Genomic DNA, 19,954 nt, shown 5'->3' with positions numbered 1-19,954 from the left:
GGCCATGGGTCAGCCGGATGAGTCGAATTCGTCAAGCAGCCGCTGGGACGCCTCGAAGAAGGGCCGGCCGACCATCACCCCGTCGACGGTGGTGATGCCCTGGCCGCTTCGCTGGCCGGCGGCCACCACTCGTCGGGCCGCCTCCAGGGATGCCGCGTCGGGGGAAAAGACCTGGTTGATGACCGCCACCTGGCGTGGATGCAGGGCGATCTTGCCGCTGAACCCGAGGTCCCGTGCCAGAATCGCCTCCCGCCGTAATGCGGTCAGGTCCTGCACGTGGAAGGTCGGCGAGTCGATCGCCTCCACCTCAGCCGCCCTGGCGGCGTTCACCACCCGGGTCCGGGCCTGCTCCAGCGGCTCCCAGCGCAGTGGGGCACCGATAGCAGACGCGTAGTCCGCCGACCCGAAAATCAGCGCACGCAGGTGCGGCGACGTCGCCGCGATCGCCGCGGCGGCCTCCACCCCTCGTGGTGTCTCAATCACCGCGCACAGCTCGAGGTCCGGACGGACCGGCCGGAGTAGTCGCGCGACTATCTCAATGTCGCGTGGCGATTCGACCTTGGGCACCAGCACGATGGAGGGCCGGATCGGATACTCGCGCAAGGCGAGCAAATCCCGCATGCCTTCCGATTCGGTGAGTGTGTTCATCCGAACGGCGCAACGGCGACCGGACGCGCTCTCCCCACTGAAGAACGCGCTCCCCCGGTCCCGGGCCTCGGCCTTGTCCTGCGGCGGCACCGAGTCTTCCAGGTCGACCAGGCAAATGTCGGCTCCCGAACGGTGGCAGGTTGCGTACCTGCCGACCGCGGTCGCCGGCGTACACAACATGGAACGGCAGTACCGGGCGTACATCACACCTCCCGCCCTACGTCGATGAGCACCTTGCCCGAAGTGGCGCGGGCGGCGACCGCCGTGTGGGCGGCGCCGACCTCGTGCAGCGCGACGGTTCGGTCGACGTGGACCGTGAGCTGGCCCTGGGCCGCCAGCTCGAAGAGCCGGCCGACGATCCCGCACAGCAGCTCACGGTCGTCCACCACGTGCCGCATCCAGAAGCCGGCACAACCGATGGATCGCTCGGCCAGTTGCGCGGTGGTCACCGCGACGACACCGGTGGGGTCCTCCGGACCGACGGACACGTCACCAGCGACGCCGGTTCCGGGATCGCGCGAGTTGCCGGGCCGCCAGCCGAGGCAGACCAACCGCCCAAACGGCGCCAGGCCGACCAGGGCGGCCCGCGCCACCGCGCCGCCCACCGAGTCGACGAACAGGTCCACGCCGGTTCCGCCGGCCGCCTCCCGCACCCGGTCGGCCAGCTCTGGATCTGCCGGGTCCAGCACCACATCTGCGCCGAGCCCGGTGACGAACTGTCGCTTCGCCGCGGTCGACGCCAGGCCGATCACCGGCGAGGCGCCAAGCGCCACCGCGAGCTGCACCGCGAGGTGTCCAACCCCGCCGGCTGCGGCGGAGACCGCGACACTCTCCCCGGCCCGCAGCCGACCGGCCAACGACAACGCCCCGTACGCGGTGCTGCCCTGCTCGAACAGACCGAGAGCCTGCGGGTCATCGATGCCCGCCGGAATCTCCACCGTGTGCGCCTCCGGGGCCGCCACCACCTCGGCGTAGCCACCGCCGTGGCGTAGGAGCGCGACGACCCGCCGTCCGTCGGCCCGTCGACGCCCGACCGCCTCCACGCCGAGCACCGCCGGCAGCGGCAGCTCGGGGTGAGCACCGGCGCAGCGCTCCAGGTCATCGAAGTTGACCCCGGTCAACGTCACGTCGATCAGACTCTCCCCAATCCCCGGCGATGGCTCGGGTATCCGCTCGACGCGTAGTGCTTTCGGACCATCTGGTCGGCGCAGAACCACCGCACGCATGGACCGGGTCATCGCGGCCGCCGACGGCCGCTGCGGCGCGCACCGACGAGTACCGGTCCCCAGCCACCGCTACGGGTGCGTCCCGACGACGCGGAGCAGGTCATGCCGACTGGTCCACGAAGAGTTCCCCCCGCCGGCGGTGCATCTCCTCCGCTGCCTGAAGGTCATCCGCGATGGCGCAACAGGCGACGGTACCGTCCGCGGCAACGTCGTCGGAGGTGATCACGACCCCGGTACGGCTGGTGCGGTCGTACGCCAGGCCGGCCGTCGCGAGCCGCTCGACAGCCGCCGTGAACGACGGCACGGCCCAACCGAAGCGTTCCAGGAAGACCCGCTTCTCTCGGTATCCGGGATTGACCACCCGACCGTAGAGGGCCAGGTGGAGGTGGGTGGAGCCAGTTAGGCGACAGTTGGTCTCGGTGAAGAGCACCTGCTTGTCCGGAGTAGCGATAGCGTCCGCACAGACCACGCCCCGGTAGCCGAGTACACGGAGGGACTCGACCAGCCGGTGGGCGCCGTCCAGCAACTCTGCCCTGGTCTCCGCGTCGATCGTCTGCGCCGGCAGCACCTGGCCGATCGCCCTTGGCGCCATCAGCAGATCTCCCACCCCGATCAGCTGCGCCGCCTCGTCGGTGACGATGTACTCCGCGTAGCTGGTGGCGGACCCGGGGAAGAACTGCTCCACCACCAGCCGGTGTGTCTGGCCTGCGGTGAGCCCTTCCCATCGCTGCCCTACGTATGCCACCAGCGCGGGACGGTCCGGCAACACCACCGCCCGGGTCGCGCCGATCGGCGCGACGCCATCGGTACGGCTGAGAACCTCGTTGCCGAGACCACCGCCGTTGAACTCCATCTTCACGATCGCATCGTGTCCCTGGTCGAAGAGGTCAGCTATCGCCTCCAGTGCCTGCTCCGGCCGGGCGACCACGGTGCCCGGCGCGATCGGCACCCCGGCTCCGGCGGCCAGGGCCCGGAACCCGGCCTTGCTGTTCACCAGCGCATCACCGGCCTGGTTGCTGAACGGATAGCCGGGGAGGGCCGCTTCGGCGCCGAGTGTCCGGGCGATCCTGGTGATGGAGAGGTCCTTGTAGACGGCCAGGATCTTGGCCGGAGGCCGGTTGCCGAGAGCGCCGCGTAGCTCGTCTAAAAAGCTCGGATCGGTGAGCCGATCTGGGGTGAGGATGTCCGAGCCGAGACTGCCCGGTGGCGGGATCACAGTGGTCAGGGTCGAGGCGCGGGTTCCGGTCAGGTCAGTGATGTAGCTCAGGTAATCCGCCGGCGGGGCGAACGGCAACACCAGCACGTCGCCGTCCCGGGCGAACCAGAGTAGGCGCTGCGCGGCACAGCCACCCCCGCGCAGTTGGTCGGCGGTCAGCGCCGCCAGATCGCCGACCATCTCCCAGGTTCGACTATTACCGATAATCAAGGTTCTCATTACCGCCCCATCAGTTCGGCGGGATTTTCGGACACGGCCCCGCCCAGCCGGATCAACCGACTGTTGAGCTGCGAAATGAGACAGAACGGGGCATCGTTACGAACCGTGTGGCAACGTATGAAGAGATCTCCGATTTGCTGATCGACACGCTATCAATTGACACCGTCGAGAGCAAGGAGTGATCTTGCAAGCACCCAGTGTAGCGGCGATCGGCCTCCCGAGGTCACGCCGTGAAAGATCATCAGCGACGCCACCCCACCCACGCCCGGTCGCGTCATTCATCCACATGAGATTTAAGCAGCTCACCGACGTTACGATCACCGCTGGTCACGGCCAACCCACCCCAGCCGGCCGGCCCACCCCCACCGCGTCGCCGGCCTAGATCATCATTGCCGAAAGTATCGATCACTGGTTGCATGAGTGACGGACATAGCTCCAAGCCGCCACTGCAGGTAACAACAACGTCACGCTCCTCGCCACTGCGGGTGAGCGCACCACAATACGTCTCCTGGGGGCGCCACATGAGGCTGCACAGTTTCGATGAATGGTCGCCGTTACGCGAAATCGTCGTGGGTTCAGCCTCGGGCTACCGACAACAGGCCCGCGACCTTTCCTTTGATCTCTTCTTCTACGACAACCTCATCCACGACAACCCAAAGACCCACCCTATCTACTATCCACGGTTCATGGCCCACGGCCAGCCGACGCCGGGGTCATTGACCTCGAAAACCCTGGATATCAAGCAACGCTATGTGGACGAGTTACACGAAGACGTGGAAGGAATAGCCGGGACGCTCAAGTCCCTTGGCGTACGCGTTCACCGACCGATGAACCTCCGCGAGGGCGCCGCACACTTCGCCACCCCCGCGTGGTCCGCCACCGCGCTGCCGCCCCTGAACGTCCGGGACAACACGTTGATCCTGGGTGACGAGATCATCGAAACGCCACCAATGATGCGCTCGCGCTACTTCGAGACGCAGTTTTTGAAGCCCGTTTTCATGGAGTACTTCAAACACGGTGCCCGGTGGACGGTGATGCCCCGGCCGTGGATGACCGACCGCTCCTTCGACCTCGCCCAGGCCGAACAAATCGTCACGATGGAGACGGTGCCCACCATCAACGACTCCCCCTATGACGTGGGCATCGAGATGCTCTTCGACGCCGCCCAGTGCCTGCGATTCGGTCGGGACATCCTGGTCAACATCGCGACGGCGAACCACCTCCTCGCGTGTGAGTGGCTGGAGCGCCACCTGGCGGGCCGCTACACCATCCACCGGATCGACCGGCTGGCCGACAGCCACATCGACAGCATGGTGCTCCCCCTGCGACCGGGCACGTTGTTGATCCGCTCCCGACGGTTCCTCGACTACCTGCCCAAAGCTCTCCAGAAGTGGGATGTCATCGAGGCGCCCGAGCCGAAAGCACAGAACTTCCCCCAGTACGACGACGATGACGTCATCCTCACGAGCCCGTTCATCGACCTGAACGTGTTGTCCATTGATGAGCACACCATCATGGTCAACGATTCCTGCCCGGAGCTGAGCCGTGCACTGGAAAAGCACGGCTTCGACGTCGTACCGGTACGTCATCGCCATCGGCGACTGTTCGGCGGCGGCCTCCACTGCTTCACCCTGGACACCGTGCGCGACGGCACACTCGAGGACTACTTCTCCTGATGGAGCTTGTCGCACCGACTAGCCCCAGCGGGTAGCAACACCGATCTTGCCGGCTCGACCTACCGACCCCTGCGGCGTGTCGTCGGGGCCGACGGAGGGATCCTAACCAGTGGTACCACTGACGTGACCGACCTGCTCGACCGGGTGCAGTAAACCGGGGACGAGCGCATCGACGGCGCGCCCCAGCAGACGCCGGCTGTCCGGGACCGTCTCCAGGCCGGAGACCAGGGCGACACAGATCTCGGCGGCCGCGTCCGCATCCGCCGCACCCGCCTCGGTGAAGAGATCCCCCAGCAGCTTCCGCAGCTCCACGGTGAACTCGGTGCAGATCTCACCGAAGAGCCGGGCCTTGCTGTCCATGAGCTCGGCGGTGTGCGGCGAGTCCCCGATCAGACGCAGGGACAGGTCGAGTTTGGCGGCCAGGACGCCCCGAATGCGCTGGGCATAGGGGGCGTCCTGGCTGGCGGCCTGCCGAGCGCGGGCCAGCGCCTGGGTGTGCAGACGTCCGGCGAGTTGCCGGAACGCGTCATCCTTGCCACGAACGTACTGATAGACGGCGGACCGAGAGACCCCCATCGCGGCGGCGATGTCATCCATCGTCGTCCGCCGTACGCCATACCTGGTCAAGCAGGTGTAGGTAGCGTCGAGGACGTCGGAGAGCCGACTATTGTCCATGTCAGCTCAGTTTACCCAGCAGCTCCGTGGCGACCTGCGCGGAGGACGCCGGGTTCTGCCCGGTGACCAGGTTGCCGTCGACGACCACGTTCGGTGCCCACGGCTCACCTTCCTGGACCTGTACGCCGAGGTCGACCAGGCGGTCCTGAAGCAGCCACTTGGCCTTGTCGGCCAAGCCGGCCTGGGCCTCCTCCACGTTGGTGAAGGCAGCCGCCCGGCGTCCGGTGAAGGGGTTGCTGCCGTCGGCGTCCACCGCGGCGAGCATCGCGGCTGGCCCGTGGCAGACGATGCCGACCGGCTTCTTGGCCCGCATGGCGTCCACCAGCAACTGGCCGGAGTCCTGGTCGACCGCCAGGTCCTCCATCGGCCCGTGACCACCCGGGTAGAAGACAGCCTGGTAGTCGTTGAGGTTGACCTCCGACAGGGTGAGCGGCTTGCGTAGATCTTCGATGCTCTCCACGGCCTTGGTCATCCGGGCGGCCCCCTCCGGACCGCCGGTGGCCTCCGGCTGCAGGCTGCTCCGGTCCACCCGCGGCACCACTCCTCCCGGGGTGGCGATGCTGACCTCGTGGCCGGCGCTGGTCAACATCTCGTGGGGCACCACGAGCTCCTCGGCCCAGAGACCGGTGGGGTGCTTGGTGCCGTCGGCGAGCTCCCAGTAGTGAGCGCCGGTTACCACGAACAGGATCTTTGACATTGATCAAACCCTCCGTAGCTGGGCGGGCCAAAGCAGTCCGCCTCGAGACCCACCATACAGACTGACGTTCTGCATGCAAAATGCCAGTTCAACTTCTCGTGCCGGCTCCGCGGCGATGCCGGGGCTCCAGCGGAGGTAACTCCGGGCGGAGAATCACCCGGCTGCCTATCCTTGGCGACGACATGCCGAACGAAGTCGCCTCCACCCCGCCCGACGTCACCCGCGAGCTGCACCGCCGGCTACGCCCGCTGATGCTCCGTGACCAGCACCGTCTCCGACGGCGGCTGGACGGCGCACAACGAATACCCGACCCCCAACGCCGGGAAACAGCCCTGGCCGAAATCACGTCGGAGGTAATCCGAGCCGAGACCCGGCTGGCGGGCCGGCAAGCCGCCGTACCCCGAATCACCTATCCGACGATGCTGCCGGTCAGCGAGCGCCGGGACGAGATCGCCGCGGCGATCCGCGACCACCAGGTCGTTATCGTCGCCGGCGAGACCGGCTCCGGCAAGACCACCCAGCTACCCAAGATCTGCCTGGAGCTGGGCCGCGGCGTCCACGGGCTGATCGGGCACACCCAGCCCCGTCGGCTCGCCGCCCGCACGGTCGCCGACCGCATCGCCGACGAGCTCGGCACCGAACTGGGCGAGGTGGTCGGCTACCAGGTGCGCTTCGCCGACCAGGTCAGCGACCGAAGCCTGGTCAAGTTGATGACCGACGGCATCCTGCTCGCCGAGCTACAGCACGACCGGATGCTTCGCCAGTACGACACGATCATCGTTGACGAGGCGCACGAGCGCAGCCTCAACATCGACTTCATCCTCGGCTACCTACGGCAGCTTCTTCCCCGCCGCCGGGACCTCAAGGTGATCATCACCTCGGCCACCATCGAGACCGACCGGTTCGCACGGCACTTCGCCGACGCCGACGGCAACCCGGCACCGGTCGTCGAGGTGTCGGGGCGAACCTACCCGGTCGAGGTACGGTACCGACCGCTGGTCGAGGTGAGCGAGGACGAGGACGACACCGACGACGAGCAGGTTCGCGACCAGGTCCAGGCGATCGGGGACGCGGTGCAGGAACTCGCCGCCGAAGGCCCCGGCGACATCCTGGTCTTCCTCTCCGGCGAGCGGGAGATCCGGGACACCGCCGACGCGCTCGGCAAGCTCGTCACGCACCGACCAGCGTTACGCAACACCGAGATCCTGCCGCTGTACGCCCGGCTGAGCACCGCCGAGCAGCACCGCGTCTTCGCCCCGCACACCGGCCGGCGGGTGGTGCTGGCCACCAACGTCGCGGAGACGTCGCTCACCGTGCCCGGCATCCGGTACGTGGTGGACCCCGGCACGGCGCGTATCTCCCGCTACTCGAACCGGCTCAAGGTGCAGCGGCTGCCCATCGAGCCGGTCTCGCAGGCCTCAGCCAACCAGCGCAAGGGCCGGTGCGGGCGTACCTCGGACGGCATCTGCATCCGCCTCTACGACGAGCTGGACTTCCAGTCCCGGCCCGAGTTCACCGACCCGGAGATCCTGCGGACCAACCTCGCCTCGGTCATCCTCCAGATGACCGCGATCGGGCTCGGCGACATCGCCGCGTTCCCCTTCATCGACCCACCGGACCGGCGCACCATCACCGACGGCGTCAACCTGCTGCACGAGCTGGGCGCGTTGAACCCGGCCGAGACCAACCCGGCGAAACGGCTCACCCCGCTCGGCCGACGGCTCGCTCAGCTGCCGGTCGACCCCCGGCTGGCCCGGATGGTGCTCGAGGGGGAGCGCAACGGCACCGCCACCGAGGTGGTCGTGATCGCGGCGGCGCTGTCGATCCAGGACCCCCGCGAACGACCGGTCGACAAGCAGGCCCAGGCCGACCAGGCGCACGCCCGCTTCGCCGACCAGGAGTCGGACTTCGTGGCGTACCTCAACCTGTGGCGCTACCTGCGCGAGCAGCAGCGGGCCCGGTCGTCCAGTGGATTCCGGCGGATGTGCCGGTCGGAGTACCTGAACTACCTGCGGGTGCGGGAGTGGCAGGACATCGTCAGCCAGCTCCGACAGGCGCTGCGGACTCCGGAGCAGGGCCGGCGACGCGGCGGGCCGGCCGCCGACGACGGCGGCGCGCGACGCGGCGGCGGGGCGGACCTGCCGGAGGAGATCGACACCCCGAAGGTGCACCAGTCGCTGCTCGCCGGCCTCCTCTCCCACATCGGCCTGAAGGACACCCAGCGGTACGAGTACCTGGGTGCGCGGGGGGCGAAGTTCGCCCTCTTCCCCGGCTCCGCCCTGGCGAAGAAGCCGCCGCGCTGGGTGATGGTCGCCGAGCTGGTGGAGACGAGCCGGCTCTGGGGCCGGGTGAACGGTCGCATCGAACCGGAGTGGGTCGAGCCGCTCGCCCAGCACCTGGTGAAACGCAGCTACAGCGAACCGCACTGGGAGAAGCGGCAGGCAGCGGTCATGGCCGTCGAGAAGGTGACGCTGTACGGCGTTCCGATCGTCACCTCCCGCAAGGTCAATTTTGGCCGGATCGACCCGGTGACCAGCCGCGAGCTGTTCATCCGACATGCACTGGTCGAGGGGGACTGGCAGACCCACCACCAGTTCTGGCGGGACAACCAGCGCCTCCTCGACGAGGTGACCGAGCTGGAGAACCGGGTCCGACGGCGGGACATCCTGGTCGACGACGAGACGATCTTCCAGTTCTACGACGAGCGGATCCCGGCCGAGGTGGTCTCCGGTCGGCACTTCGACGCCTGGTGGAAGCGGGAGCGCCGGCAACGACCGGAGCTGCTGACCTTCACCCGGGAGCTGCTGGTCAATGCCGGCCGCGGTGGCGTGGACGGGGACGGTTTCCCCGACGAGTGGCGCACCGACGGGGTGCTCCTGCCACTGACGTACCGGTTCGACCCCGGCACCTCCACCGACGGGGTCACGGTGGACATCCCGCTACCGCTGCTCAACCAGGTGCCGGCGGAGAGCTTCCAGTGGCAGGTGCCGGGGCTCCGCGAGGAGCTGGTCATCGCGCTGATCCGCTCGCTGCCCAAGGCGCTCCGGCGCAACTTCGTCCCGGTGCCCGACTACGCCCGGGCCGTGCTCGCCGAGCTTCCGGCCGGCGAGGAGGACCTGCTGGACGCCCTCACCCGGCAGTTGCGCCGAATGACCGGGGTCACCGTCCCCCGGGACGCCTGGGAGCCGGGGAAGCTTCCACCGCACCTGCGGGTCACCTTCCGGGTACTCGGCGAGGACGACCGCCCGGTCGCCGAGAGCAAGGACCTGCCGGCGCTGCAACGCCAGCTCACCGCGGAGGTACGTCAGGTGGTGGCCGCCGCCGCGCCGGACGTGGCCCGCACCGGGCTGACCGACTGGGAGATCGGCGCCCTGCCCCGCACCATCGAGCAGGTCCGGGCCGGGTACGCCGTCACCGCGTACCCGGCGCTGGTGGACGAGGGCGCCACGGTCGGGGTACGGGTCTTCGACTCCCCCGCCGAGCAGGAGGCCGCGCACTGGGCAGGGACCCGACGCCTGCTCCGGCTGGCCGCGCCGTCCCCGGCGAAGTTTCTCCAGGGGCGGCTCTCCAACGAGGCGAAACTGGCGCTCAGCCGCAATCCGCACGGGGGCGTACCGGCGCTGATCGATGACGCGGCCGGCGCGGCGCTCGACAAGTTGATCGCCGACGCGGGCGGTCCGGCCTGGGACGCCGAGGGTTTCGCCGCGCTACGCGGTACGGTCCGCGCCGGTCTGGTGGAGACCGTCGTCGAGGTGATGCAGCGGGTCCGCGGGGTACTCGCCGCCGGCTACGCGATCGAGCAACGCCTCGGCGCGACCCGAAACCTGGCGGTGGTGGCCGCGCTCACCGATGTCCGCAGCCAGCTCACCGGACTGATCCACCCGGGTTTCATCACCGAGGCCGGCTACGCACGGCTACCGGATCTGGGGCGCTACCTGACCGCGATCGAACGCCGGTTGGACCGGCTCCCCGGCAACCCGGCCCGGGACAAGCAGCAGCAGGACCGGATCGCCGTCGTGCAGCGGGAGTACGCGGACCTGCTCGCCGCGCTGCCGCCCGCGAAGCGGCGGACGGCGGCCGTCCGGCAGATTCGGTGGATGATCGAGGAGCTGCGGGTGAACGTCTTCGCCCAGGCGCTGGGGACCCCGTACCCGGTCAGCGAACAGCGCATCTACAAGGCCATGGACGCCGCCGAGGTGGCCTAGCGGGGCTCGAGGCCGGATGGCAGGGCGGCGGCGGCGATCGCGTCGTCAACGTACTCGAGGAGGATGCGACGCAGCTCCCGGCCGGCATGGGTGGGGACGACATCGCGGCGGCGGGCGACCGCGATGGTCCGGCGGACGCCGGGCGCGGCGAGTCGGGTGACGTGGATTCCGGGCCGGCTGGCGACGACACTGCCGGGTACCAGGGCGACCCCCAGCCCGGCAGCGACGAAGCTGAGCACGGAGTCCATCTCCCCGCCGTCCACCGAGATCCAGGGCTCGAAGCCGGCCTCGCGGCACGCCTGCAGGGTCGCGTCCCGCAGGTCGTACCCCTCCCGAAACATCACCAGCGGGTGGCCGCGCAGGTCGGCGACGCGCATCGGGTACGTCGGCGGGGAGTCCGGCAGGGGCCCGACGCTGGCGACCACCAGGCTCTCGGTGAGGATCGCGTCGGTGCGCAGCCCGGGGTCGGTGCCCTGGGCCGGCGCGATGATCAATGCCAGGTCCAGGTCGCCGCGGAGCAGGTGTCGGACCAGATCCTGGGAGCCGCCCTCCTCCACCCACAGGTCGACGGTCGGGTAAGCGTCACGGAAGCGGCGCAGCACGGGTGGGGCCAGTGCGGTGGCCAGGCTGGGGGTCGCACCGAGGCGTACCCGACCCCGCCGCAGGCCGACCAGCTCCTGCACCTCCCGGGTGGCGATCTCCACGTCGGTGAGGATCCGTTTGGCGAACGGCAGCAGCACCTCACCCGCGGCGGTGAGCGCGATCTTTCCCCTTACCCGTTCGAAGAGCGGGGTGCCGAGTTCCGTCTCCAGAGCGTGAATTTGCTTACTCAACGAGGGCTGCGTTATGCCGACATGATCGGCGGCTTGGGTGAAATGTCGTACTTCTGCGACCGCTGCGAAGTAGCGAAGCTGATGGAGTTGCATCTTCATAGCTTATGGCTATGAAGACTGCGGAGTCGATGCATTGGACGACTGATCTGACTGCTCCTAGCGTCAGCAATGTGGTAGTCATGTCACGAACTCGGTCGCCCATCCGCTCCACTGTCGGCCTGAAAGCCGTCATGGCGGTGACGGGCCTTGTCTTGGTGCTGTTCCTCGTCGCACACATGCTCGGCAACCTGAAGATCTTCACCGGAGCCGAGGATTTCGACCACTACGCGCACTGGCTGCGTGAGCTCGGCACGCCACTGCTCCCCTACGGCTGGTACCTGTGGTTGCAGCGGGGCGCGCTCCTGGTCGCGCTGGCCGGCCACATCTGGGCCGCGACCATGCTGGCGCTGCGCGCGCGCTCCGCCCGCCCGGTCAGGTACGCCCACCGCAACAAGGTCCAGGGCAGCTACGCCGCCCGCACCATGCGCTGGGGTGGCGTGATCATCGCTCTCTTCGTGATCTACCACATCCTGGACCTGACCACCGGGCACCTGAACCCGGTCGGCGACCCGACCCGGCCACAGGCCAACGTGGTCGCCGACTTCGCCCCGGAACGCTGGTACGTGACGCTGTTCTACACACTCGCGGTCGTCGCTCTCGGCTTCCACCTACGGCACGGCGCCTACAGCGCGCTGCGCAGCCTCGGTCAGCAGACGCCGCAGGGCGAACGCCGCGCCCGGGGCGTCGCGCTGCTCTTCGCCGTCGCGCTCAGCGTCGGCTACCTGGTGGTCCCGTTCGCCGTACTCCTCGGATTGGTGCGTTGATCATGGATCTCTACACCGAAGGTAACCCGGTCACCGACACCCGGGCCCCGGACGGACCGATCGAGGGCCGCTGGGACAGTCGCCGGTTCAACGCCAAGCTGGTCAACCCGGCCAACCGCCGCAAGCTGACGGTGATCGTCGTCGGCACCGGCCTGGCCGGTGGTTCGGCCGCCGCCACCCTCGCCGAGCAGGGCTACCGGGTCCGGTCCTACTGCTACCAGGACAGCCCGCGCCGGGCCCACTCGATCGCCGCGCAGGGCGGCATCAACGCGGCGAAGAACTACCGCAACGACGGCGACTCGGTGCACCGCCTCTTCTACGACACCGTCAAGGGCGGCGACTTCCGCTCCCGTGAGTCGAACGTGCACCGACTGGCCGAGGTGTCGGTCAACATCATTGACCAGTGCGTCGCCCAGGGCGTCCCGTTCGCCCGCGAGTACGGCGGTCTGCTCGACACCCGCTCCTTCGGCGGCGCCCAGGTACAGCGCACCTTCTACGCCCGGGGGCAGACGGGTCAGCAGCTGCTACTCGGGGCGTACCAGGCGCTGGAACGTCAGGTCGGCCTCGGCAACGTGGAGATGAACACCCGGCACGAGATGCTGGAGCTGATCGTCGTTGACGGCCGGGCCCGGGGGATCGTCGTCCGGGACCTGGTGACCGGCGAGATCACCACCGAGTTCGCCGACGCGGTCGTGCTCGCCTCCGGCGGTTACGGCAACGTCTTCTACCTCTCCACCAACGCCAAGGGCTGCAACGTCACCGCCACCTGGCGGGCGCACCGCCAGGGGGCGTACTTCGCCAACCCCTGCTACACGCAGATCCACCCGACCTGCATTCCGGTCTCCGGCGACCACCAGTCGAAGCTGACGCTGATGAGCGAGTCGCTGCGCAACGACGGCCGGGTGTGGGTGCCCAGGGCCGAGGGCGACGACCGCGATCCCCGTGAGATCCCCGAGGACGAGCGGGACTACTACCTGGAGCGGATCTACCCCTCGTTCGGCAACCTGGTGCCCCGGGACATCGCCTCCCGCGCCGCGAAGAACGTCTGCGACGAGGGACGCGGCGTCGGCCCGACCCGGCTCGGCGTCTACCTGGACTTCGCCGACGCGATCCAGCGGCTGGGCCGCAAATCCATCGAGGCCAAGTACGGCAACCTCTTCGAGATGTACGAGCGGATCACCGGCGAGGACCCGTACGAGGTGCCGATGCGGATCTACCCGGCCGTGCACTACACGATGGGTGGGCTCTGGGTCGACTACGACCTGCAGGCGACCATCCCCGGCCTCTTCGTGATCGGCGAGGCGAACTTCTCCGACCACGGCGCGAACCGGCTGGGCGCCTCCGCGCTCATGCAGGGGCTCGCCGACGGCTACTTCGTGCTACCGAACACCATCGCCAACTACCTCGCTTCCGGCCCGTTCGAGAAGCTCGAACCGAGCCACCCGGCGGCGGTCGAGGCCCGCCGCACCGTCGAGGATCGGATCCACCGGCTCCTCTCCGTGGACGGCGACCGGACCGTGGACTCGTTCCACCGGGAGCTGGGCCAGATCATGTGGGAGCACTGCGGCATGGAGCGTTCCGCCGCAGGTCTGCGCAAGGCGGTTGACGAGATCCGCGCGCTGCGGGAGGAGTTCTGGCAGCGGGTCCGGATCGTCGGCGACGCCGACGGGCTCAACCAGTCGCTGGAGAAGGCCGGCCGGGTGGCCGACTTCTTCGAGCTGGCCGAGCTGATGTGCATCGACGCCCTGCACCGCGAGGAGTCCTGCGGCGGCCACTTCCGGGCCGAGCACCAGAGCCCGGACGGCGAGGCCCAGCGCGACGACGAGCGGTTCGCGTACGTGGCGGCCTGGGAGTACGGCACCGAGCAGCCGGTGCTACACAAGGAAGACCTCAAGTTCGAGTACGTCCACCCCACGCAGCGGAGTTACAAGTGAACCTGACCCTACGCATCTGGCGCCAAACGGGCCCCGAGGACAAGGGTCGGATGGTGACCTACCCGGTCGAGGACATTTCCCCGGACATGTCGTTCCTGGAGATGCTCGACGTACTCAACGAGCGCCTGACCCTCGCCGGTGAGGAGCCGGTGGCGTTCGACCACGACTGCCGTGAGGGCATCTGCGGCATGTGCGGCATGATGATCAACGGCAACGCGCACGGGCCGCAGCGCGGCACCACCGCCTGCCAGCTGCACATGCGGCAGTTCACCGACGGCGAGACGATCGACATCGAGCCGTGGCGGGCCCGGGCGTTCCCGGTCGTCAAGGACCTAGTGGTCAACCGCAACGCCTTCGACCAGATCATCGCGGGGGGTGGCTTCGTCACCGCTCCGACCGGCAGTGCGCCCGAGGCGCACGCGGCCCCGGTGGCGAAGGCCGACGCGGACGCCGCCTTCGAGTCGGCCGCCTGCATCGGCTGTGGCGCCTGCGTCGCGGCCTGCCCGAACGGCTCTGGCATGCTCTTCACCGCCGCCAAGGTCACTCAGCTCTCGCTGCTGCCGCAGGGCCAGCCGGAGCGGTACACCCGGGTGATCGGCATGGTGGATTCGCACGACGAGGCCGGCTTCGGCGGCTGCACCAACGCCGGGGAGTGCACCGTGGTCTGCCCCAAGGGCATCCCGCTGCACACCATCGGTCGACTCAACCGCGACTACCTGGCGGCCACCGCCAAGCACACCGGGCGCTCCTGACCGCGACACCGTCGGTTCAACCCCTCCGTTGCGGGTAGCCCCCTTCTCGGAAGCGAGAGGGGGGCGGAGCCGACGGCGCTGATGCGGTAGGGCCGGTGGGTACGGCGGAATCCAGTCGGAGGGGCGGCGATGGGGGCACCAACGGAGCGGGGCCGTCAGCTGCGGGGCCGTCAGCACCGGAGCGGTGGGCGGCGACTGGGCGGAGTGGTCGGTTTGGCCGCGCTGGCCGGCCTCGCCTGGGCGGTACGGGATGTCCCGCTGGCCCTCGGTGGCCGGCTGACCGGTGCGCGGGCCGCGCGTGCCCGCCGCTCGCCGCAGTTCCGGGCCGGTGCCTTCCGGAACCCGGCAAGCAGCCGTCCCGCCGCCAGCCCCACGACGGGCTCCACGGATCGGAACCTGCTCCGCGAGCTCCTCTTCGGCAAACAGCAGCGTCACCCGCGTCTGCCGGTGCCGTTGGTGCGCCCAGCACCTGCGCCGGAGTCAGCCCCGCACTCGCCCGAGCTGAACGTGGTCTGGTACGGCCACGCCTCCACGCTGGTCGAGATCGAGGCGCGCCGGGTGCTGATCGATCCGGTGTGGAGTCGGCGTTGTTCCCCGTCGACGCGGATCGGGCCCAAGCGGCTCCACCCGCCACCGGTCGGCCTCGACGAGTTGCCCGCGGTCGACGCGATCCTGATCTCCCACGACCACTACGACCACCTCGACCTCGCGACCGTACAGGGGCTGACAGCAGGACAGGACGCACCGTTCGTGGTGCCGCTCGGGATCGGTGCCCACCTCCAGCGGTGGGGGGTTCCGGAGCACCGGATCGTGGAGCTGGACTGGTCGGAGAGTCACGACATCGCCGGATTACGGCTCACCGCCACCCCGGCCCAGCACTTCTCCGGACGCGGCCTGCGCCGGGACGCCACCCTCTGGAGCTCCTGGGTGATCGCCGGGGCCCACCGCAGCGTCTTCTACACCGGCGATTCCGGGTACTTCGCGGGATACACTGCCATTGGTGCCGGATATGGGCCTTTTGATGTGACGTTGATGCAGATCGGCGCCTATGACCGGGCCTGGCAAGATATTCACATGTTCCCGGAGGAGGCGGTCACCGCCCACCTCGACCTGCGCGGCGGACTACTTGTCCCAGTGCACTGGGCGACCTTCAACCTCGCCGTGCACGACTGGTCGGAGCCGGTGGACCGGCTCTGGGCCGAGACGAAGGCCCGGGACGTGCGGCTGGCGGTGCCCCGGCCAGGCCAGCGGGTGATGGTTGACGACCCACCGCCGGTGGATGGCTGGTGGCAGGCGGTCGCCTGATCGAAGAGGACAACCCGAACCGCCGTACCGGACGGTGATTCCACCACCGCTTCGGTGGCCCGGCAGAATGCACGGGAACCCACTCCCGAAGGCGGATCGAGATCGTGACCCTCTCTGTTTCCCAGCGGATCGCCGAGGAGCTCGGCGTCGCCGAGCGCCAGGTACACGCGGCCGTGGAACTACTCGACGGCGGCGCGACCGTGCCGTTCGTCGCCCGGTACCGCAAGGAGGCCACCGGCCTGCTCGACGACACCCAACTGCGCACCCTCGAGGAGAGACTGCGCTACCTGCGCGAGTTGACCCAGCGGCGGGACGCCATCCTGGAGTCGATCCGCAGCCAGGGCAAGCTCGACGAAGCCCTGACGGCACAGATCATGGCCGCCGACTCGAAGTCTCGGCTGGAGGACATCTACCTGCCGTACAAGCCCAAGCGGCGCACCCGCGCGCAGATCGCCCGCGAGGCCGGCCTGGAACCCCTCGCCGACACCCTGCTCGACGCGCCAGCTCAGGAGCCACGGGCGACGGCCGCCGGGTTCGTCGACCCGGACCGGGGCATCGCCGACGCCGCCGCCGCGCTCGACGGCGCCCGGGCCATCCTCGTCGAACGGTTCGCCGAGGACGCCGACCTGATCGGTACGCTGCGCGAGCAGATGTGGTCACGGGGCCGGCTGGTGTCCCGGGTCCGCGACGGCCAGGAGACGGCGGGCGCCAAGTTCGCCGACTACTTCGACTTCGCCGAGCCGTACCCGAAACTGCCCGCACACCGGGTCCTCGCCCTGTTCCGCGGGGAGAAGGAGGGCATGCTCGACCTGACGATGGAGCCGGAAGAGGCCCCGGATCCGGCGACCACCGGCCCGACCCGGTACGAGACGGCCATCGCCGCCCGATTCGGGGTCAGCGACCAGGGACGGCCGGCGGACCGCTGGCTCTGCGACACGGTTCGTTGGGCCTGGCGTACCCGAATCCTCATCCACCTCGGCGCGGACCTGCGCCTGCGGTTGTGGCAGGCGGCCGAGGCGGAGGCGGTACGAGTCTTCGCCACGAACCTGCGGGACCTGCTGCTGGCCGCCCCGGCCGGCACCCGGGCGACGATGGGGCTGGATCCCGGCCTGCGCACCGGGGTGAAGGTCGCCGTCGTTGACGCCACCGGCAAGGTGGTCGCCACCGACACCATCTACCCGCACGAACCGCGCCGGCAGTGGGATGCCTCGATCGAGACCCTCGCCCGGCTGGCCGCCGCACACCAGGTGGAGTTGGTGGCGATCGGTAACGGCACCGCGAGTCGGGAGACCGACCGGCTCGCCGGAGAGCTGATCCGGCGCCACCCCCAGCTGAACCTGACCAAGCTCGTCGTCTCCGAGGCCGGGGCCTCGGTCTACTCGGCGTCCGCCTACGCGGCGCAGGAGCTGCCGGGGCTGGACGTTTCGCTGCGGGGAGCAGTCTCGATCGCCCGCCGCCTCCAGGACCCGCTCGCCGAGCTGGTCAAGATCGACCCGCGCTCGATCGGAGTCGGGCAGTACCAGCACGACCTGTCCGAGGTGTCCCTGTCCCGGTCCCTCGACGCGGTCGTTGAGGACTGCGTCAACGCGGTCGGGGTCGATGTCAACACCGCCTCCGCACCGCTGCTGACCCGAGTCTCCGGCATCGGTGCCGGGCTGGCGGAGAACATCGTGCTACACCGAGACGCCAACGGACCGTTCCGGAGCCGACGCGACCTGCGGCAGGTCCCCCGGCTCGGCCCGAAGGCGTTCGAGCAGTGCGCCGGCTTCCTGCGCATCCCCGGCGGTGACGACCCGCTGGACTCGTCCAGCGTGCATCCGGAGGCGTACCCGGTGGTGCGGCGGATCCTCGCCGCGGTCAAGCAAGAACTACCGGCGGTGATCGGCCGGAGTACGATCCTGCGCGGGCTGCGGGCCACCGACTTCGTGGATGACACCTTCGGGCTGCCGACGGTCACCGACATCCTCACCGAGTTGGAGAAGCCCGGCCGGGACCCGCGGCCGGAGTTCCGCACCGCCACCTTCGCCGAGGGTGTGGAGACGATCGCCGATCTGGTGCCCGGCCTGATCCTGGAGGGAGTGGTCACCAATGTGGCCGCCTTCGGCGCATTCGTGGACATCGGCGTGCACCAGGACGGCCTGGTGCACGTCTCGGCGATGTCCCGCGCCTTCGTCCGGGACCCGCACGAGGTGGTGAAGTCCGGTGACGTGGTGAAGGTCAAGGTCCTCGACGTGGACGTACCGCGCAAGCGCATCTCGCTGACTCTGCGCCTGGACGACACCGAGGCTGGCCGCGGCGGGCGGGAACAGCAGGGGGGCCGCGGCGGCGACCGGGAAGCCGGCGGCCGTTCCCAGGGTCGCGGCGGGCAGGGCGGTCGCTCCCAGGGCGGGCAGGGCGGTCGCGGCGGGCAGCCACGATCGGGACGTGGGGGCGGGGCCCCGGCCAACGACGCAATGGCGGATGCCCTACGCCGCGCCGGTCTCGCCTGATCGCACCTGCGCGACGCCGGGCCCGGAAACAGGCCGAGTCGCATCTGATGCAACGGCTCGGTGAGCGTGGGAGCCGGCCGGGGTCGAGGCGTTCCTCGCTCGCCTACGGCCGGCTGGTCCACGGCCCAGCACCGGGTCGATGGCCGGGTCGAGCGGATCCGCGCACATCGACCCAACGGCGTCCTGGCGGCGTAGCGCGACCCAGCGATACTCAGGACGGTTTACGCCTTCGGACCGCGCCGGGACTCCGGTGGTTCAGTGCGCGCGGCGGTGGTGCAGGGCCACCACGCCGTTGCGGAGCGGTTCCGCCGAGAGCAGCTCGAGTTGGCGCGTGCCGGGCAGCCCGCCCTGGTACAGCCTCGGACCGTGGCCGGCGATCCGGGGATAGACGAGCAGCTTGTACTCGTCGATCAGCGGGCCACGGCCGGCCAGTAGCCCTCCAACATCTCGTAGGTGACGCGACCCCACAGCATCGCCCCGGCTACGTCCATGAGACGGGTGAAGAAGACGTGCGTCTCGTCGTCCGCGATCCCCTCCTGGTGGTCGACGCAACCGTCCAGGGTGAGGTTGAGGGTGAAGGTGAGCGCTCCCAAGGCCAGCCACCCTAACCGCCACCACCGCCGCGCCACCCCAGGCGAGCGTCGCGTGTGGCGAGCTCGCGTAGCGTCACGGACGTGGGCGTGGAAGAGAGCCGGGACTGGCGGGAGCAGCGACGACGGGCGGTAGCGGCGCACGCCGCGGCCGAGGAGCACCGACGACTCGCCGAGCAGGCGGAGGCCGCCGAGTTGGTTGCGGAGTTCGTGGCCGAGGCCCGCCGTCGCGGCCTGCCACCCGAGCGGCTCACGGCGACCGGATACGGGGGCCGGGGCCGTTACCGGACCCGGCTGCGGGGCTGGTACGTGGACCGGGCCCGCAGCCGGGCGGTGGACGTGACCGGCCGATTCCACCTCCTGGTCGTACCCGGCGGTCTTCGCGCCCGGCTCTTCGGCGCGAATCCCCAGCCCAGTCCAGCGCCGCTGGTCGTCGGCGCGGGTGGGCGCGACGGCGAGTCGGTGCCGCTGCGGACGCTGCTGTGCCGGCGGCTGGAGGACGCCGGCTGACCTTGGAAGAACCACGCAGCAAGGCGCCGAAGCGGCGACGACCTACCCCAGTGTTCCCCCCTCCATCGCGGAGAAGCCACCCGGACGTTTGATTGACAGTCGTTGACGGATGGCGA

General features: G+C 69.4%; 14 protein-coding genes and 1 pseudogene. 8 read left to right on the top strand and 7 right to left on the bottom strand.

Going from position 1 to position 19,954, the window contains the following annotated elements; translation table 11 throughout:
* Positions 1-9 precede the first annotated feature (9 nt).
* The 3 genes from AC1UKG_RS20215 to AC1UKG_RS20205 form a co-directional block, all read right to left on the bottom strand.
* Positions 10-852 (bottom strand): HpcH/HpaI aldolase/citrate lyase family protein, encoded by an 843-nt coding sequence (locus AC1UKG_RS20215; protein ID WP_018743483.1) that lies wholly within the window; start codon positions 850-852, stop codon positions 10-12.
* A complete protein-coding gene (locus tag AC1UKG_RS20210; protein WP_026271282.1) occupies positions 852-1,874 on the bottom strand; it encodes a zinc-binding dehydrogenase in 1,023 nt (340 codons plus the stop codon). Before AC1UKG_RS20210 ends, AC1UKG_RS20215 begins: the two co-directional genes overlap by 1 nt.
* 100 nt (positions 1,875-1,974) lie before the next feature.
* A complete protein-coding gene (locus tag AC1UKG_RS20205; RefSeq protein ID WP_026271281.1) occupies positions 1,975-3,309 on the bottom strand; it encodes a preATP grasp domain-containing protein in 1,335 nt (444 codons plus the stop codon).
* A 521-nt stretch (positions 3,310-3,830) separates the two neighbouring features.
* Here AC1UKG_RS20205 and AC1UKG_RS20200 point away from each other — a divergent pair.
* The gene (locus AC1UKG_RS20200) at positions 3,831-4,985 is read left to right on the top strand and encodes a glycine amidinotransferase (protein ID WP_026271280.1); all 1,155 of its coding nucleotides are present in this window, start codon (positions 3,831-3,833) and stop codon (positions 4,983-4,985) included.
* A 102-nt stretch (positions 4,986-5,087) separates the two neighbouring features.
* Here the strand turns inward: AC1UKG_RS20200 and AC1UKG_RS20195 are convergent, their stop codons facing one another.
* Complete coding sequence (locus tag AC1UKG_RS20195) at positions 5,088-5,660, bottom strand: TetR/AcrR family transcriptional regulator (protein ID WP_018743479.1); 573 nt, start codon at positions 5,658-5,660, stop codon at positions 5,088-5,090.
* Between the two features lies 1 nt (position 5,661).
* A complete protein-coding gene (locus tag AC1UKG_RS20190) occupies positions 5,662-6,357 on the bottom strand; it encodes a type 1 glutamine amidotransferase domain-containing protein (protein ID WP_018813839.1) in 696 nt (231 codons plus the stop codon).
* A gap of 182 nt (positions 6,358-6,539) precedes the next feature.
* On the opposite strand from AC1UKG_RS20190, the gene hrpA reads away from it, so the two are divergent.
* On the top strand, positions 6,540-10,562 hold the full coding sequence (gene hrpA / locus AC1UKG_RS20185; protein ID WP_018813838.1) for an ATP-dependent RNA helicase HrpA: 4,023 nt from the start codon (positions 6,540-6,542) through the stop codon (positions 10,560-10,562).
* Here the strand turns inward: hrpA and AC1UKG_RS20180 are convergent.
* Positions 10,559-11,494: a LysR family transcriptional regulator gene (locus AC1UKG_RS20180; RefSeq protein WP_018743476.1), complete on the bottom strand. Its 936-nt coding sequence runs from the start codon at positions 11,492-11,494 to the stop codon at positions 10,559-10,561. The genes hrpA and AC1UKG_RS20180 overlap by 4 nt on opposite strands.
* Positions 11,495-11,574: 80 nt before the next feature.
* On the opposite strand from AC1UKG_RS20180, the gene AC1UKG_RS20175 reads away from it, so the two are divergent.
* The 5 genes from AC1UKG_RS20175 (at position 11,575) to AC1UKG_RS20155 (ending at position 18,738) form a co-directional block, all read left to right on the top strand.
* On the top strand, positions 11,575-12,258 hold the full coding sequence (locus AC1UKG_RS20175) for a succinate dehydrogenase cytochrome b subunit (protein ID WP_080644666.1): 684 nt from the start codon (positions 11,575-11,577) through the stop codon (positions 12,256-12,258).
* Between the two features lie 2 nt (positions 12,259-12,260).
* Positions 12,261-14,192 (top strand): fumarate reductase/succinate dehydrogenase flavoprotein subunit, encoded by a 1,932-nt coding sequence (locus AC1UKG_RS20170; RefSeq protein WP_018743474.1) that lies wholly within the window; start codon positions 12,261-12,263, stop codon positions 14,190-14,192.
* Entirely contained in the window at positions 14,189-14,944 is a 756-nt protein-coding gene (locus AC1UKG_RS20165; protein WP_018743473.1) for a succinate dehydrogenase/fumarate reductase iron-sulfur subunit, read from the top strand. Before AC1UKG_RS20170 ends, AC1UKG_RS20165 begins: the two co-directional genes overlap by 4 nt.
* 129 nt (positions 14,945-15,073) lie before the next feature.
* Positions 15,074-16,249 (top strand): MBL fold metallo-hydrolase, encoded by a 1,176-nt coding sequence (locus AC1UKG_RS20160; RefSeq protein ID WP_033662686.1) that lies wholly within the window; start codon positions 15,074-15,076, stop codon positions 16,247-16,249.
* Between the two features lie 104 nt (positions 16,250-16,353).
* Complete coding sequence (locus AC1UKG_RS20155; RefSeq protein WP_018813836.1) at positions 16,354-18,738, top strand: Tex family protein; 2,385 nt, start codon at positions 16,354-16,356, stop codon at positions 18,736-18,738.
* A 255-nt stretch (positions 18,739-18,993) separates the two neighbouring features.
* Here AC1UKG_RS20155 and AC1UKG_RS20150 read toward each other — a convergent pair.
* Positions 18,994-19,331, bottom strand: a pseudogene (locus AC1UKG_RS20150) (dihydrofolate reductase family protein).
* 81 nt (positions 19,332-19,412) lie between these two features.
* On the opposite strand from AC1UKG_RS20150, the gene AC1UKG_RS20145 reads away from it, so the two are divergent.
* Positions 19,413-19,838, top strand: coding sequence for a hypothetical protein (locus AC1UKG_RS20145; protein WP_018743468.1), 426 nt, complete (start codon positions 19,413-19,415; stop codon positions 19,836-19,838).
* Positions 19,839-19,954: the final 116 nt, after the last annotated feature.

It is taken from the genome of Salinispora sp. CH2A1_6, assembly GCF_056820975.1.
This window is presented reverse-complemented; position numbering and strand designations above follow the sequence as displayed.

Bases quoted from the DNA above. Each gene is read 5' to 3' on its own strand.
- AC1UKG_RS20215 (WP_018743483.1), bottom strand. From the start codon at position 852: ATGTACGCCCGGTACTGCCGTTCCATGTTGTGTACGCCGGCGACCGCG.
- AC1UKG_RS20210 (WP_026271282.1), bottom strand. From the start codon at position 1,874: ATGCGTGCGGTGGTTCTGCGCCGACCAGATGGTCCGAAAGCACTACGC.
- AC1UKG_RS20205 (WP_026271281.1), bottom strand. From the start codon at position 3,309: ATGAGAACCTTGATTATCGGTAATAGTCGAACCTGGGAGATGGTCGGC.
- AC1UKG_RS20200 (WP_026271280.1), top strand. From the start codon at position 3,831: ATGAGGCTGCACAGTTTCGATGAATGGTCGCCGTTACGCGAAATCGTC.
- AC1UKG_RS20195 (WP_018743479.1), bottom strand. From the start codon at position 5,660: ATGGACAATAGTCGGCTCTCCGACGTCCTCGACGCTACCTACACCTGC.
- AC1UKG_RS20190 (WP_018813839.1), bottom strand. From the start codon at position 6,357: ATGTCAAAGATCCTGTTCGTGGTAACCGGCGCTCACTACTGGGAGCTC.
- hrpA (WP_018813838.1), top strand. From the start codon at position 6,540: ATGCCGAACGAAGTCGCCTCCACCCCGCCCGACGTCACCCGCGAGCTG.
- AC1UKG_RS20180 (WP_018743476.1), bottom strand. From the start codon at position 11,494: ATGAAGATGCAACTCCATCAGCTTCGCTACTTCGCAGCGGTCGCAGAA.
- AC1UKG_RS20175 (WP_080644666.1), top strand. From the start codon at position 11,575: ATGTCACGAACTCGGTCGCCCATCCGCTCCACTGTCGGCCTGAAAGCC.
- AC1UKG_RS20170 (WP_018743474.1), top strand. From the start codon at position 12,261: ATGGATCTCTACACCGAAGGTAACCCGGTCACCGACACCCGGGCCCCG.
- AC1UKG_RS20160 (WP_033662686.1), top strand. From the start codon at position 15,074: ATGGGGGCACCAACGGAGCGGGGCCGTCAGCTGCGGGGCCGTCAGCAC.